Consider the following 14,226-nt stretch of genomic DNA (forward strand, 5'->3'; position numbering starts at 1 on the left):
AGGGGTGCGAGGACGTCCTGCCGTTCGCGACCTCCGCCGTGCGCGAGGCGACCAACGCCGACGAGGTCCTGGGCCGGGTCAAGGCCGAGACCGGGCCTCGGAGCGGCCCGGCGGCTCAGGCCTTCTCGGCTTCCAGCGCCTCGGCCATCTCGGTCAGCCGCTCCTGCGACGCCGTCCCCGTGACCACCGTCGTCACGCCCTTCTCCTCGCGCACCAGCGCGTCGTACTTCGGGCCCTCCCAGCGCTGCCAGCCCTCCCCGCCGACCCGCAGGGTCTTCCCGGTCCTCGTCGCCTGCCGGCTGACCTCGCGGACGAACTTCTCCGCGGGCCCGGACGACTGCTCGACCGCGACGTACTCCCGCTCGGGGTCGAGGAAGCCCAGGTGCCAGGCGTCGCCGGCCTGCCGGTCGTACGAGACGGACGTCGGCTTCCAGGTCTCCGGGAGCCCCACCGGGGCCGCCACCGGATACGGCGCGGCCCGCCGCGCCGTGACGAGCTCGACCCGGTAGTCGACCGGCTTCAGCGGGTCCGCCGAGTCGTCGTGCGGGATGAACATGTACATGCTCGCGGCGGCGATGCCGATCACCGACATCGACAGCACCATGCCCCGGACCGTCTGCTTGCCTTTCATACCTGCCACTCCCCCATCGTCCCCCATGCCCGGACGCCGCCCGCGCGGGGGGCGGCTCATCCCGGTATGCCGCTCATACGTGCCCCCCTCTGCTCATTTTGTCGACGTACCGATAGAGTCGGCGACACCCTCTTTATCCGGCCGTCGCCGTACAGAAAGGTGCGCTCCGATGACCGAGCACCATCTTCCGTCTCAGCTCGAGGTCTCGCCCGAGGCCCCCGACCGCAACCTGGCCCTGGAGCTCGTCCGGGTCACCGAGGCCGCTGCCATGGCCGCCGGGCGGTGGGTCGGCCGCGGTGACAAGATCGGCGCGGACGGCGCAGCGGTGAAGGCCATGCGGACCCTCGTCTCGACCGTCTCGATGAACGGCATCGTCGTCATCGGCGAGGGCGAGAAGGACGAAGCCCCGATGCTGTTCAACGGGGAACGCGTCGGCGACGGCACCGGCGCCGAGGTCGACATCGCCGTCGACCCGATCGACGGCACCACGCTCAACGCCAAGGGCATGCCGAACGCCATCGCCGTGCTCGCGGCGGCCGACCGCGGCACCATGTTCGACCCGTCCGCGGTCTTCTACATGGAGAAGCTGGTCACCGGCCCCGAGGCCGCCGACTTCGTCGACATCAACGCCCCCGTCTCGGTCAACATCCGCCGGGTCGCGAAGGCCAAGCACTCGACCCCCGAAGACGTCACCGTGATGATCCTCGACCGCCCCCGCCACGAGGGCATCGTCAAGGAGATCCGCGAGACGGGCGCGCGGATCAAGTTCATCTCGGACGGCGACGTCGCGGGCTCGGTCATGGCGGTGCGCGAAGGCACCGGCGTCGACCTGCTCATGGGCATCGGCGGTACGCCCGAGGGCATCATCTCGGCCTGCGCGATCAAGTGCCTCGGCGGCACCATCCAGGGCAAGCTGTGGCCCAAGGACGAGGCCGAGCGCCAGAAGGCCATCGACGCGGGACACGACCTCGACCGCGTACTGCACACGAACGACCTGGTCAGTGGCGAGAACGTGTTCTTCGTCGCCACCGGCATCACCGACGGCGAGCTGCTGCGCGGCGTCCGCTACCGCGCCGAGACCGCCACCACCCAGTCCCTGGTGATGCGCTCCAAGTCGGGCACGATCCGCCAGATCGACTCGACGCACCGCCTTTCGAAGCTGCGCGCCTACAGCGCCATCGACTTCGACCGCGCGAAGTAGGGGCCCCGGCCGCGTGACGGCGCCCCCCGCTCGTCCGGGGGCGCCGTTTTCGCCGACGCCGTTCTGGCTCTCGTCCTGGGGCTCCTGGGGCGTGGGCAGGTCCTCCCTCCCTCCCTCCCTCCCGACGACCCGGTCCCTGGCCTCCTGGAAGACGGCGTGCAGCCCGAGCGTCTCCGGCCCGTCCGGAACACCTTTGCGCAGTACGTCGACGAGCTCCCCGGTGAAGACGTTGCAGTCGTCCGGGTCCGGCGCGTGGGACGGGCGGTCGCGCGTGGCGGAGGTCATCACGTACGAGCCCTTGATGTTCCGCAGGGTCTTGACCGCCGCCCGCACCCCGAGGTCCGCGGCCCCGGCCGTGGCCCCGGCCGTGGCCGGTGACATCTGGAGCACCTTGCCGCTGAAGCAGCAGTCGAGGATCAGCACCCGGCGCATCGCGGCGCCGTTTGCCGCCGGGGTACTTGTCGACCCCGATCAGCACGCACGCGGAGCGGTCCGGGTCGACCCGCTGTGCCCCGTCCTCCGGCGGCAGCTGGGCCACCGCGGCGGCCATGGACACCGGCGCGGCCACGGCCTCCGCGCCGAACCCCGTCCGGCCCTGCGCCGCGGTGTCCCGCGCGACCTTGCCGATGCGCGCGTGGCCGCGCAGCGACAGGTGGTCGAAAAGCCACTTGTGGAGGGACCGCAGATCCGCGTCACGATCCGGGTCCGCGGCCATCTCGAACCTGACTTCCGTGCCGTGCCTGCGGTCCATGCGACTTCCCGTACACCGCGGTCCGCCTCAGGCGGCGCGGGTCAGCCCGCGGCGGCGATCCGGTTTCCGGACGAGGCGGCCTTCAGCTCCATCTCGCGCCGCCTGCGCCTGGCCAGCACCACCCGGCGCTCGGCCGCCGTCAGGCCGCCCCAGACGCCGTACGGCTCGGGCTGGAGCAGTGCGTGCTCCCGGCACTCGATCATCACGGGGCACCGTGCGCAGACCCCCTTCGCGGCTTCCTCCCGGGCCAGCCTCGCGGCCGTCGGCTCCTTCGAAGGGGCAAAGAACAGCCCGGCCTCGTCCCGGCGGCACACCGCCTCCGTGTGCCATGGGCCGGCCTGGTCCCGGGCCGGCGCACGCTGCGACGGAACGGCGGCGACCTGCAGGGACTGATGCGGCGGATGCAGCACGGTCTACTCCTGACGACGTCTTCGGGAGCGAGCAGCGATGCAGCATTCCCTACCCGCTGTGCGCGCGCCTATGCACAGGGTTTCGAAGCGCGTCAGTGCCCGAGGTGTTTGCGCATGCGACCGTGCAGGTCCGCGATGCGCTTTCCGCGCTTGGGCTTCGCCTCGATGTGGCCGAAGACCGAGTAGCCGTTGACCACCACGACCGGCGCCTCGGGATTGCGGGCTTCGAGGGTGTCGACCTCGAAGTTGCCGAAGATCCCGGTGCCGCCGCCGCGCAGCGTGATGTTCTCGGGGACGCGGACTTCGACGTGGCCGAAGATCGAGGTCGCGTTGATCACCGTCAGCCGCTGCCCGAAGAGCGCCTCGGTGAGGTCGATCTCCACGCTGCCGAAGAGCGCGAAGGCGTTGGTCCTGCGGCCGATCCGCCACCGCCCCTTGCGCGTCGAGCCGCTGAAGACCGCCACCAGGTTCTCCGCCGGGGACGGGGCCGAAGGGTCGTCCGGGCCGTACGCCGCCGCGCCCTGCTCGCCACGGGCGCCGCCGGGGACGGGCAGGTCCTGGACCAGCGGCTCCAGTTCGGCGACGGTCTTGGCGCGGTAGACCGCGTCGATGCGGTCGGAGTGCTCCTCGGCGGTCAGCCTGCCCTCGGCCATGGCCTCGCGCAGGATGTCCGCGATCCGGTCACGGTCCGCGTCGGACGCGCGGAGGGCGGGCTCACGGGGGGTGGGCGCTGGATGGTTCTTGTCGAGGTCCACCGTCCCAGCGTACCCAAACGCGATAGATCGCGACTAGTACGGAGAGCCGCCAACTGAGCCTTACCTCACAGACCCCGCCCCCCACCGGAGTCTTACGCTGGTGGACGCGCTGCGCCAACGGAGGCCAGTTGCCGTCTGCCGAGTGAGGAATGGCCGTAATGCCAGAGTTTGCGTACTCCGATCTGCTCCCCCTGGGAGAGGACACCACGCCGTATCGCCTGGTGACCGCCGAGGGTGTCTCCACCTTCGAGGCCGACGGCCGTACGTTCCTCAAGGTCGCACCCGAGGCGCTGCGCACCCTCGCCGCCGAGGCGATGCACGACATCTCGCACTACCTGCGGCCCGCGCACCTCGCCCAGCTGCGCCGGATCGTCGACGACCCGGAGGCGTCCTCGAACGACAAGTTCGTGGCCCTGGACCTGCTGAAGAACGCGAACATCGCGGCGGCGGGCGTCCTGCCGATGTGCCAGGACACCGGCACGGCGATCGTCATGGGCAAGCGCGGCCAGAACGTCCTGACCGAGGGCGGTGACGAGGAGGCCCTCTCGCACGGCATCTTCGACGCGTACACCAAGCTCAACCTGCGCTACTCGCAGATGGCCCCGCTGAACATGTGGGAGGAGAAGAACACCGGCTCGAACCTGCCCGCGCAGATCGAGCTGTACGCGACCGACGGCGGCGCGTACAAGTTCCTCTTCATGGCGAAGGGCGGCGGCTCCGCCAACAAGTCCTTCCTCTACCAGGAGACGAAGGCGGTCCTCAACGAGACCTCCATGATGAAGTTCCTGGAGGAGAAGATCCGCTCGCTGGGCACGGCCGCCTGCCCGCCGTACCACCTGGCGATCGTCGTCGGCGGCACGTCGGCCGAGTTCGCGCTCAAGACCGCGAAGTACGCCTCCGCGCACTACCTGGACGAGCTGCCCTCCGAGGGCTCGCCGACCGGCCACGGCTTCCGCGACAAGGAGCTGGAGGAGAAGGTCTTCGAGCTGACGCAGAAGATCGGCATCGGCGCGCAGTTCGGCGGCAAGTACTTCTGCCACGACGTGCGCGTGGTGCGGCTGCCGCGCCACGGCGCCTCGCTGCCCGTCGCGATCGCCGTGTCCTGCTCGGCGGACCGCCAGGCGGTCGCGAAGATCACGGCCGAGGGCGTCTTCCTGGAGCAGCTGGAGAAGGACCCGGCGCGGTTCCTTCCGGACACGACGGACGAGCAGCTGGACGAGGCCGGTGACGTCGTCAGGATCGACCTCAACCGGCCGATGGACGAGATCCTCGCCGAGCTCACCAAGTACCCCGTCAAGACGCGGCTCTCGCTGACCGGCCCGCTCGTCGTCGCCCGCGACATCGCGCACGCCAAGATCAAGGAGCGGCTGGACGCGGGCGAGGAGATGCCGCAGTACCTGAAGGACCACCCGGTGTACTACGCCGGTCCCGCCAAGACCCCCGAGGGGTACGCGTCCGGTTCCTTCGGTCCGACGACGGCCGGCCGGATGGACTCCTACGTCGAGCAGTTCCAGGCGGCGGGCGGCTCGAAGGTCATGCTCGCCAAGGGCAACCGGAGCAAGCAGGTCACGGACGCCTGCGGCGCGCACGGCGGCTTCTACCTCGGGTCGATCGGCGGGCCGGCCGCCCGGCTCGCGCAGGACTGCATCAAGAAGGTCGAGGTCGTCGAGTACGAGGAGCTCGGCATGGAGGCGGTCTGGCGGATCGAGGTGGAGGACTTCCCGGCGTTCATCGTGGTGGACGACAAGGGCAACGACTTCTTCACCGAGCCCGCCCCGGCCCCGACGTTCACCTCGATCCCGGTACGGGGTCCCGGCCTGGCCTAGGTGTCGCCGCCTGCGGACGTCGCCCCCGGTCGCCGGACGGGCCGGGAGAACAAGCCCGTCCGGCGACCGGGGTCCGGACCCGGGATCCGGGATCCCGGACCCCGGGCCCTGGACCCGGGATCCCGGACCCGGGGCAGTCCCCGGTTACGCGAAGCGCTGGTTCGCCGCACCCGTGCAGGGCTGGAGCCGCAGCGGGTCCTTCGCCGCCGCGAGCGTCACGCACAGGCCCGTCGACGCCGCCGGGCGGATCGTGGAGCCGTCACGCACGAACTGCTGGTTCGCCGCGCCCGAGCAGTCCCAGAGGACCAGGCCCGTGCCCGCCTCGTACTTCGCTCCCGGCACGTCGAGGCACCGGTCGTGGCTCAGTTCCGTGCGGAGCGACTTCCGGTCGGTGTCGTACCACCAGCCCTGGTTCCGGCCGCCGTGGCAGTCCCAGCCGCCGACCGCCGTCCCCTTGCGCGTCGTCGATCCGGGTATGTCGGCGCAGGTGCCCGTCCCCGCGTTCCTCAGCGGCTCGTACGCGTCGTCCCACGCCCCCGCGAAGAGCACCGGCTTTCCCGTGCTCGCCGGGTCCGCGCAGCTCGCCTCGCGCAGCCCGGAGCCGTACATCTGGGTGAGGCAGGACGCGAAGGCCTCGTGGCCGCGGATGTTCGGGTGGAAGGACTGGCGGACCGAGTTCTCGTCCGGGAGGCCCGGCTTGGACAGGTCGATGTAGAGACCGCGCGCCCAGGGGTCCTCCATGCACACCTCGTGGCCGTGGAAGAGGCGGGAGTTGTCGAGGTAGACGGAGCCGGTACTGGCCGCCGCCCTGCGCATGCCGCGCTCGAAGGCCGGCACCGCGCTGTTGCGGCCCCAGGCCGCGTCCGAGTCGTACCCCGCGCAGCCTCCGGGGATCTTGCCGGGGAAGTTCGGGTTGTCCTTGATGTCGGGGCCGATGGGGCTGGGGTAGCCCATCACGACCATCTTGTAGTCGCCGTCGGCGTACCCGGCGTCGCGCATGACGCTGCGCAGGTCCCGGACCGTCTGCTCCACCTTGGGGACGAGGCCGTCGACGCGCGCCTGCCAGCCCGGGGCGTACTTGGGTTCGCATGGGCCCTGGAGGGTCAGCCAGCGCGTGACGCAGTCCGTCATCACCGGGCCGAACTGGAGGTCGTCGTTGGCGCCGGCGACCAGCAGGACCATCTTGATGCGGGTGTTGCGGGCCTTGACGGCCAGGTTGTCGCTCTGGACCAGCTCGTCGGCGTACTGCTTGGTCCCGCCGATCCTGATGTTGCCGGTGTGCGCGCCCGAGCAGGAGACGTTGTACGTGACGTCGGCCGGGATGCCGGTGCGGTGGATCGCGGCGTCCGGCGAGCGGTGGCACCAGTTGCCGGGGCGGTTGGTGCCGGGTTCGTACGTGCCGACGCCCTCGCCGGATATCTCGCTGTCGCCCAGGGAGATCAGCCCGGTCTTGCGCCGGTCCATGGGCCGCTCGGCCGGGTCGCCGTAGAGCTTGGTGGCCTCGGCCGCGCGGACGGCCTCCAGTTCGGCCGGAAGAGGGGTGGACGCCGATGACATCCTGTCGGCGGCGGTGGCGGGGGTTGTTGCCGCAAGGCCGCCGACGGCCGCCGCGAGTGCGGCGGCCGCGGCGACCGTGGAGCGAAGGGCCGTAGTGCGAAGGGCCGTAGTGCGAAGTCTGAGCCGTGTGCGCTGCATTGCGCCTCCCCGGTTTGTTGTTACCCCCGGTATTTACTGGCGGGTAGGCGACTTGGGAATACGCAGAACAAGACACGTGCTCAACTTTTCCGAACTTTCCACAGGAGGTACGCGACCATGACGACCGACGACCACCAGGACGGCTACCGCGTCGAGCACGACTCGATGGGTGAGGTGCGCGTGCCGGCGCACGCCAAGTGGCGGGCCCAGACCCAGCGGGCCGTGGAGAACTTCCCCGTCTCCGGGCAGCGCCTGGAGCGCGCCCACATCGAGGCCCTGGCCCGCATCAAGGCGGCCGCCGCCCAGGTCAACGCCGAACTCGGCGTACTCGACAAGGACATCGCGCGGGCGGTCCGGGAGGCGGCCGGGGAGGTGGCCCAGGGGCACTGGGACGAGCACTTCCCGGTGGACGTCTTCCAGACCGGTTCCGGCACGTCCTCCAACATGAACATGAACGAGGTCGTCGCCACGCTCGCCACCGAGCGCCTCGGCAGCCCCGTCCACCCCAACGACCACGTGAATGCCTCGCAGTCGTCCAACGACGTGTTCCCCTCGTCCATCCACATCGCGGCGACCGCCGCCGTGACGGGTGATCTGATCCCGGCCCTCGACCACCTCGCGGCCTCCCTGGAGCGCAAGGCGGCCCAGTTCGCGGACGTCGTCAAGTCCGGCCGTACGCACCTGATGGACGCCACGCCCGTCACCCTCGGCCAGGAGTTCGGCGGCTACGCGGCGGCCGTCAGGTACGGCGTCGAGCGGCTGCGGGCCTCCCTGCCCCGCCTGGCCGAACTCCCCCTCGGGGGAACGGCGGTGGGCACCGGCATCAACACCCCGCCCGGCTTCTCCGCCGCCGTCATCGCCGAGATCTCCCGCGCCACCGGTCTGCCGCTCACCGAGGCCCGCGACCACTTCGAGGCACAGGGCGCGCGGGACGGACTCGTCGAGACGTCCGGCCAGCTCCGTACGGTCGCGGTCTCCCTCACCAAGATCTGCAACGACCTGCGCTGGATGGCCTCGGGACCGCGCACCGGATTGGCCGAGATCAGCCTTCCGGACCTCCAGCCGGGCTCCTCGATCATGCCCGGCAAGGTCAATCCGGTCATTCCCGAGGCCGTTCTGATGGTCGCGGCCCAGGTGACGGGCAACGACGCGACGGTCGCGGCGGCCGGTGCCGCGGGCAACTTCGAGCTCAACGTCATGCTTCCGGTGATGGGGAAGAACCTCCTGGAGTCGGTGCGGCTGCTCGCCAACGCGTCCCGGCTGCTGGCCGACCGCACGGTCGACGGCATCACGGCCAACACCGAACGGGCCCGCACGTACGCGGAGTCGTCGCCGTCCGTCGTCACCCCGCTCAACAAGTACATCGGCTACGAAGAGGCCGCGAAGGTCGCCAAGAAGTCCCTCGCCGAGGAGAAGACCATCCGCGAAGTCGTCCTGGAGTCCGGGTACGTCGAGCGGGGCGACCTCACCGTGGCCCAGCTCGACGAGGCACTGGACGTACTGCGCATGACGCATCCGTGACGTACCTCTGACACACCTCCGACGCAGCCGTGACCTCGGTCGCAGCGCCCCGCCACCCGTACTCCTAAGATCTGCTCATGACAGATACGGCGACTGAGGCAGGCGGGGCGCGCTGGGCGCCGGGGGACCACATCCTCTGGCGTTACCGCGGCAACGCCTCCGACAGGATCCACATCTGCCGCCCCGTCACGGTCGTCCGCGACACCGACGAACTCCTCGCGGTGTGGATGGCGCCGGGCACCCCGTGCGTGCGGCCGGTGCTGGCGGACGGCACGCCCGTGCACGAGGAGCCGCTCGCCACCCGCTACACGGCGCCGCGCACCACGACCACCTCGCGGTGGCGGGGCACCGGCGTGCTGAAGCTGGCGCGGCCCGGCGAGCCCTGGTCGGTGTGGCTGTTCTGGGACCAGGGCTGGCGGTTCAAGAACTGGTACGTGAACCTGGAGGAGCCACGCACCCGCTGGGCGGGCGGGGTCGACTCCGAGGACCACTTCCTCGACATCTCCGTGCACCCGGACCGCGCCTGGTACTGGCTCGACGAGGACGAGTTCGCGCAGGCCCGCCGGGTGGGGCTGCTGAGCGCCGCCCAGGCGCGGCGGGTCCGGGAAGCGGGGTGGGCCGCGGTCGACGTGATCAGCGCGTGGGGGACCCCGTTCCGCGACGGCTGGGAGCACTGGCGGCCCGATCCGAGGTGGGCCGTTCCCCGATTGCCCGATGACTGGGACCGCACTCCTGTTCACATGGCACCGTGAGACCCTTGATACGCCCCCATGGGTCAAACGTAGGATCGTCTTCCGCAACACCGAGCGCACTGGACGCACCGGGCCCGTCGGCAACTGGCGGCCCCCGAAAAGGAACTGATCGTATGTCACCACAGGGGGGTGGAGCCGTGCCCGCGAGCAAGTCCGCGGAGTTCCGGGACCGCCACCCTGTCGAGGCCGCCCGCGGAGCGGGTATACCGCCCCACAGAGCGATTGCCTCGCACAAGCTCCCCGGACGGACGGAACCCCACGCGTGACGGAGCACCAGTCCACCTCGCACGAAGGCCGGCAGCCTCTGGTCGCCCGGCCGCACGAGCGCGCCCGGCCACGGCAGGAGGAGGTGTCCGCGATGGTGCCGAGTCCTGCGACGGCTCCCACGCCGGCCGCCGACGGATCCCCGGAGCCCGCCGGGGCGACCAGGGGAGAGGGAGACCGGCTGCGGTTCGTGGGGGCGGCGACGCGGCGGATCGCGCGCGGCATCGACCTCGACGAGATCGTGCTCGGTCTGTGCCGGGCGTCCGTGCCGACCTTCACCGACGCGATCCTCGTGTACCTGCGCGACCCGCTCCCGGTCGGCGACGAGCGTCCCGCCGTGCCGTTCATGCTGCGCCTGCGCCGTACCGACCGGCTGCGTTTAACCGACGACGGAGCCGAGGAGTTCGACCTCCAGGTCGAGCCGATGCCCGCGCCGCAGCTGTGCGAAGTGCGCAGCGGCGGGGCCCTCGCCGAGGTGCTCAGGGGCGTACGCCCGGTGTTCGGCGACTCCGCGTCCGCCCGGGCGGCCCTGCCCGAGCTGCTCGGGGACTCCATGGGACTGCCGGGCGGACGCCGTGCGATCCTCGCGCCGCTGCGCGGCCGGCGCCGGGTGATCGGCGCCGCCGTGTTCCTGCGCCGCCCGGAGCGGCCCGCCTTCGAGGCGAACGACCTGCTGGTCGCCGCCCAGCTGGCGACGCACACGGCGCTCGGCATCGACAAGGCAGTGCTGTACGGGCGCGAGGCGTACATCGCCGACGAGCTCCAGCGCACCATGCTGCCCGACTCGCTCCCGCAGCCGACCGGCGTCAAGCTGGCCTCGCGCTACCTGCCGGCCGCCGAGACGGCCCGCGTCGGCGGCGACTGGTACGACGCGATCCCGCTGCCGGGCAGCCGCGTCGCGCTCGTCGTGGGCGACGTCATGGGGCACTCCATGACGTCCGCCGCGATCATGGGCCAGCTGCGGACGACGGCACAGACCCTCGCCGGTCTCGACCTGCCGCCGCAGGAGGTCCTGCACCACCTCGACGAGCAGGCGCAGCGGCTGGGCTCGGACCGCATGGCGACCTGCCTGTACGCCGTGTACGACCCGGTCTCGCACCGGATCACCATCGCCAACGCGGGGCACCCGCCGCCCGTACTGCTGCACCTGGGCGGCCGGGCCGAGGTGCTGCGGGTGCCGCCGGGCGCCCCCATCGGCGTCGGCGGGGTCGACTTCGAGGCCGTCGAGCTGGACGCCCCGGCGGGCGCCACGCTGCTGCTGTACACCGACGGCCTGGTCGAGTCGCGGCTGCGGGACGTGTGGACGGGCATCGAGCAGCTGCGGGAGAGGCTCGCCGCCACCGCGCAGCTGACGGGTCCCGACCACTCCCCGCCGCTGGAAGCGCTGTGCGACGACGTACTCGACATGCTCGGGCCCGGCGACCGCGACGACGACATCGCGCTGCTCGCCGCCCGTTTCGACGGGATCGCGCCGAGCGATGTCGCGTACTGGTTCCTGGAGCCGGAGGAGCAGGCGCCCGGCCGGGCCCGCAGACTGGCGCGGCGCGCACTGGTCCGCTGGGGCCTGGAGGAGCTGAGCGACTCGGTGGAGCTGCTGGTCAGCGAGGTGGTGACGAACGCGGTGCGGTACGCCGAGCGGCCCGTGACGCTGCGGTTGCTGCGTACGGACGTACTGCGCTGCGAGGTCGGCGACGACTCGCCGCAGCTGCCGAGGCAGCGGCGGGCGCGGGAGACGGACGAGGGCGGGCGCGGGCTCTTCCTGGTGAACCGGCTGGCGAGGCGGTGGGGCGCGACGCGGCTGTCGTCCGGCAAGGTCGTCTGGTTCGAGCTGGCCACCCGCCCGTAACCGCTGTGCGTACGGCTGCGGCGGACACCCCGGGGTGCCCGCCGCAGCCGTGTGCGGCGCTGTCCGCCGGGGTGTCCGTCAGGGGCGCGGCGGCCGGGCGTCGTCGCGGCCGCCGATGTCCGTGCCGCCCTCGGTGATGCCGCCGCCGGTGTCCCCGCCGCCGGTGTCACCACCCGTGTCGCCGCCACCGGTGTCGCCGCCGTCCGTAGCGCCGCCGGTGTCGCCGCCACCGGTGTCGCCGCCGTCCGTGGCGCCGCCGTCGTCCGCGCCGCCGTCGGTGCTCCCGGTGTCACCGCCGCCGGTGGCGGGCGGGGTGACCGTCCCGGTCGGGTCCGGGGACTCGCTCGTCGGCGTACGGCTCGGGGGCGTGCTGGACGGCGTATCGGCCGGAGGCGTGGTCGGGGTCGCCGGGGGCGTGGTCGGCGTACGGGTCGGTTCGGGGGTGTCGGCCGGCGGGGGCGAGTAGGTGTCGTCCGGGTCGATCTCCAGGTCGAAGTCGGCGTCGGAGCCGCCGCCCAGGGCGCCGCGGGTGTAGTCCGCCCAGATCTTGGCGGGGAAACCGCCACCACTGGCGCGGCCGGCGTTGGCCGTACCGGTCAGGGAGACCTGCCCGCCGCCCGGCTTCGTGGACTCGCCGAAGATGGCCACGGCGGTGGAGAGTTCGGGGGTGTAGCCGACGAACCAGGCGGACCGGTTCTTCTCCGACGTGCCGGTCTTGCCCGCCGCGTTGTAGGCCGGGCTGTAGACCTGGCGCCCCGTACCGTTCTTCACGACTCCGGTCAGCACCTTGGTCACGCTGTCCGCCGTCGACCGGTCGACGGCCTGCTCGGCGGCCGGCTCGGGGAGATCCACCCTGCCGCCCTCGCGGTCCTTGTGCTCCGCGGACTTCACGATGGTCGGCGTGACCTTCTTGCCGTGGTTGTCGAGCGTCGCGTAGACGCCCGCCATGTCCATCGTGCTGGCGCCCATCACACCGAGGGACATGGCGGGGCGCTCGTCGAAGCCGCCCTTGTCCTCCATGCCCAGGCCGAGGGCGGTCTCCTTGACGCGCGCGGGGCCGACGTCCACGGCCATCTGCGCGAAGACGGAGTTGACCGAATTGGCCATGGCCTGCTCGACGGGGATGGGGCCGAAGCTCCTGCCCAGGTCGTTCTGCGGGGCGAAGGGGGTGGGGCTGCCCTCGACGGGGCGCTTGCTGGTGCCGTCGTAGACCGTGTGGGGCGTGATCGGCTCGCCGTCCTGCGTCTTGGAGTCGTTCTCCAGGGCGGCGGCGAGGACGACGGGCTTGAAGGTCGAGGCCGGCTGGTAGTCGGAGCGGGTGGCGTTGGAGAGGTAGTGCTCAGTGGCGTCCACGCCCCCGTACATCGCGACGACCTCGCCGGTCTTCGGGTCCACTGAGGTCGCGCCGGCCTGGAGGGTCGCGTCGACCTTGTTGTTCTTGCGGTCGAGCTGGGACTCCAGCTGCTGCTCGACCGCCCGCTCCAGCGCCTTCTGGCGCTTCTCGTCGATGTTGAGCGTGATCGTCCAGCCGCCCGCGTCGAACTCGGCCTCGCTGACGCCCTGCTTCTTCAGCTCGGCCTTCGCGGCGTCGACCATGTAGCCGGTCTGGCCCTCCATGCCGGCGGCGCCCTTGGGGTTCCGCGGTATGTCGAACTCCATGGCGTCGCGCTCGGTCCGGTCGAGCGCCTTCATCTCGATCATGTTGTCGAGTACGTAGTTCCAGCGCTCCTTGACCAGTTTCCGGCCGGTGGGGCTGGCCGCCGCCCAGTCGTACTGGCTGGGAGCCTGGAGGAGCGCCGCGAGGTACGCGCCCTGTTCGACGGACAGCTTCTCGGCGTCGACGCCGTAGTACGCCTGGGCCGCGGCCTGGATGCCGTACGCGCCGCGTCCGAAGTAACTGGTGTTGAGATACCCGGCCAGGATGTACGACTTGTCCTTCTTCCGGTCCACCTTGATGGAGATCACAAGCTCCCTGAGCTTGCGGGTGACCGTCTGGTCCTGGGTCAGGTAGTAGTTCTTGACGTACTGCTGGGTGATGGTCGAGCCACCCTGCTTGCCCTTGCCCGTGACGGTGTTGAGCAGGCCGCGGGCGGTGCCCCTGAAGTCGACGCCGGAGTCCTTGTAGAAGTTCTGGTTCTCGGCGGCGACGAAGGCGGTCTGGACGTCCTTGGGGATGCGGGAGAGCGGGACTATCTCACGGTTGACCTTGCCGGTCCGGGCCATGATCTTGCCGTCGCTGTACTTGTAGACGTTGCTCTGGAGCTCGGCCTCGGCATTGGCCGCCGGCACGGGCACCCATATGTACAGCGCCACGAAGACGCCCAGCATGAGCAGGCAGAGCCCGAAGAAGGTGCCCAGCAGTTTCCTCCAGGTGAAGAAGCGGCGTATGCCTCCCTCCTTCCTCGCCCGGCGCGCACCGCGCTTCCGGTCCTGTCGCGCTTCTGCTCGGCCCATTGGTCCGTAACTCCGCTCATCGAGCCCCCGGATGTCAGCTCAGAAAACTAACACCGCCCATGCGGACAAAGGGCTGTCGATCCACTCTTTTCCGTACGTGACAATCAGCACCCGTCTCAC

10 protein-coding genes and 2 pseudogenes are annotated in these 14,226 nt (G+C 71.0%); 6 read left to right on the top strand and 6 right to left on the bottom strand.

Annotation, left to right across the window (positions count from 1 at the left end; translation table 11 throughout):
- Positions 1-95 (top strand): annotated as a pseudogene (locus ACWD0Y_RS14210) (Ppx/GppA phosphatase family protein); the annotation flags it as partial.
- Between the two features lie 20 nt (positions 96-115).
- Here the strand turns inward: ACWD0Y_RS14210 and ACWD0Y_RS14215 are convergent.
- Positions 116-640 (bottom strand): DUF4245 domain-containing protein, encoded by a 525-nt coding sequence (locus ACWD0Y_RS14215; RefSeq protein ID WP_450260623.1) that lies wholly within the window; start codon positions 638-640, stop codon positions 116-118.
- 160 nt (positions 641-800) lie between these two features.
- On the opposite strand from ACWD0Y_RS14215, the gene glpX reads away from it, so the two are divergent.
- Positions 801-1,832 (top strand): class II fructose-bisphosphatase, encoded by a 1,032-nt coding sequence (glpX, locus tag ACWD0Y_RS14220; RefSeq protein ID WP_093799276.1) that lies wholly within the window; start codon positions 801-803, stop codon positions 1,830-1,832.
- Positions 1,833-2,370: 538 nt separating this feature from the next.
- Here glpX and ACWD0Y_RS14225 read toward each other — a convergent pair.
- The 3 genes and pseudogenes from ACWD0Y_RS14225 to ACWD0Y_RS14235 all read right to left on the bottom strand — a co-directional run.
- Positions 2,371-2,583, bottom strand: a pseudogene (locus ACWD0Y_RS14225) (effector-associated constant component EACC1); the annotation flags it as partial.
- A gap of 41 nt (positions 2,584-2,624) precedes the next feature.
- Complete coding sequence (locus tag ACWD0Y_RS14230; RefSeq protein ID WP_450260624.1) at positions 2,625-2,993, bottom strand: WhiB family transcriptional regulator; 369 nt, start codon at positions 2,991-2,993, stop codon at positions 2,625-2,627.
- Positions 2,994-3,085: 92 nt separating this feature from the next.
- A complete protein-coding gene (locus ACWD0Y_RS14235; RefSeq protein ID WP_450260625.1) occupies positions 3,086-3,748 on the bottom strand; it encodes a DUF1707 SHOCT-like domain-containing protein in 663 nt (220 codons plus the stop codon).
- 149 nt (positions 3,749-3,897) lie between these two features.
- Here ACWD0Y_RS14235 and ACWD0Y_RS14240 point away from each other — a divergent pair, with 149 nt between their 5' ends.
- A complete protein-coding gene (locus ACWD0Y_RS14240; protein ID WP_450260626.1) occupies positions 3,898-5,574 on the top strand; it encodes a fumarate hydratase in 1,677 nt (558 codons plus the stop codon).
- A gap of 144 nt (positions 5,575-5,718) precedes the next feature.
- Here ACWD0Y_RS14240 and ACWD0Y_RS14245 read toward each other — a convergent pair whose 3' ends face one another.
- Positions 5,719-7,269 carry a ricin-type beta-trefoil lectin domain protein gene (locus ACWD0Y_RS14245; RefSeq protein ID WP_450260627.1) on the bottom strand — a complete coding sequence of 517 codons (1,551 nt, stop codon included), beginning with the start codon at positions 7,267-7,269 and terminating at the stop codon, positions 5,719-5,721.
- A gap of 117 nt (positions 7,270-7,386) precedes the next feature.
- Between ACWD0Y_RS14245 and ACWD0Y_RS14250 the strand changes: the two genes are divergently transcribed.
- From ACWD0Y_RS14250 to ACWD0Y_RS14260, 3 genes are all read left to right on the top strand, one after another.
- Positions 7,387-8,790: a class II fumarate hydratase gene (locus ACWD0Y_RS14250; protein WP_450260628.1), complete on the top strand. Its 1,404-nt coding sequence runs from the start codon at positions 7,387-7,389 to the stop codon at positions 8,788-8,790.
- Positions 8,791-8,867: 77 nt separating this feature from the next.
- Entirely contained in the window at positions 8,868-9,542 is a 675-nt protein-coding gene (gene fomD, locus ACWD0Y_RS14255; protein ID WP_450260629.1) for a cytidylyl-2-hydroxypropylphosphonate hydrolase, read from the top strand.
- 262 nt (positions 9,543-9,804) lie between these two features.
- Positions 9,805-11,652: a SpoIIE family protein phosphatase gene (locus ACWD0Y_RS14260; RefSeq protein WP_450260630.1), complete on the top strand. Its 1,848-nt coding sequence runs from the start codon at positions 9,805-9,807 to the stop codon at positions 11,650-11,652.
- Positions 11,653-11,730: 78 nt separating this feature from the next.
- Here ACWD0Y_RS14260 and ACWD0Y_RS14265 read toward each other — a convergent pair whose 3' ends face one another.
- Positions 11,731-14,106: a transglycosylase domain-containing protein gene (locus ACWD0Y_RS14265; protein WP_450260631.1), complete on the bottom strand. Its 2,376-nt coding sequence runs from the start codon at positions 14,104-14,106 to the stop codon at positions 11,731-11,733.
- Between the last annotated feature and the right edge of the window lie 120 nt (positions 14,107-14,226).

The organism is Streptomyces altiplanensis, from assembly GCF_053591575.1.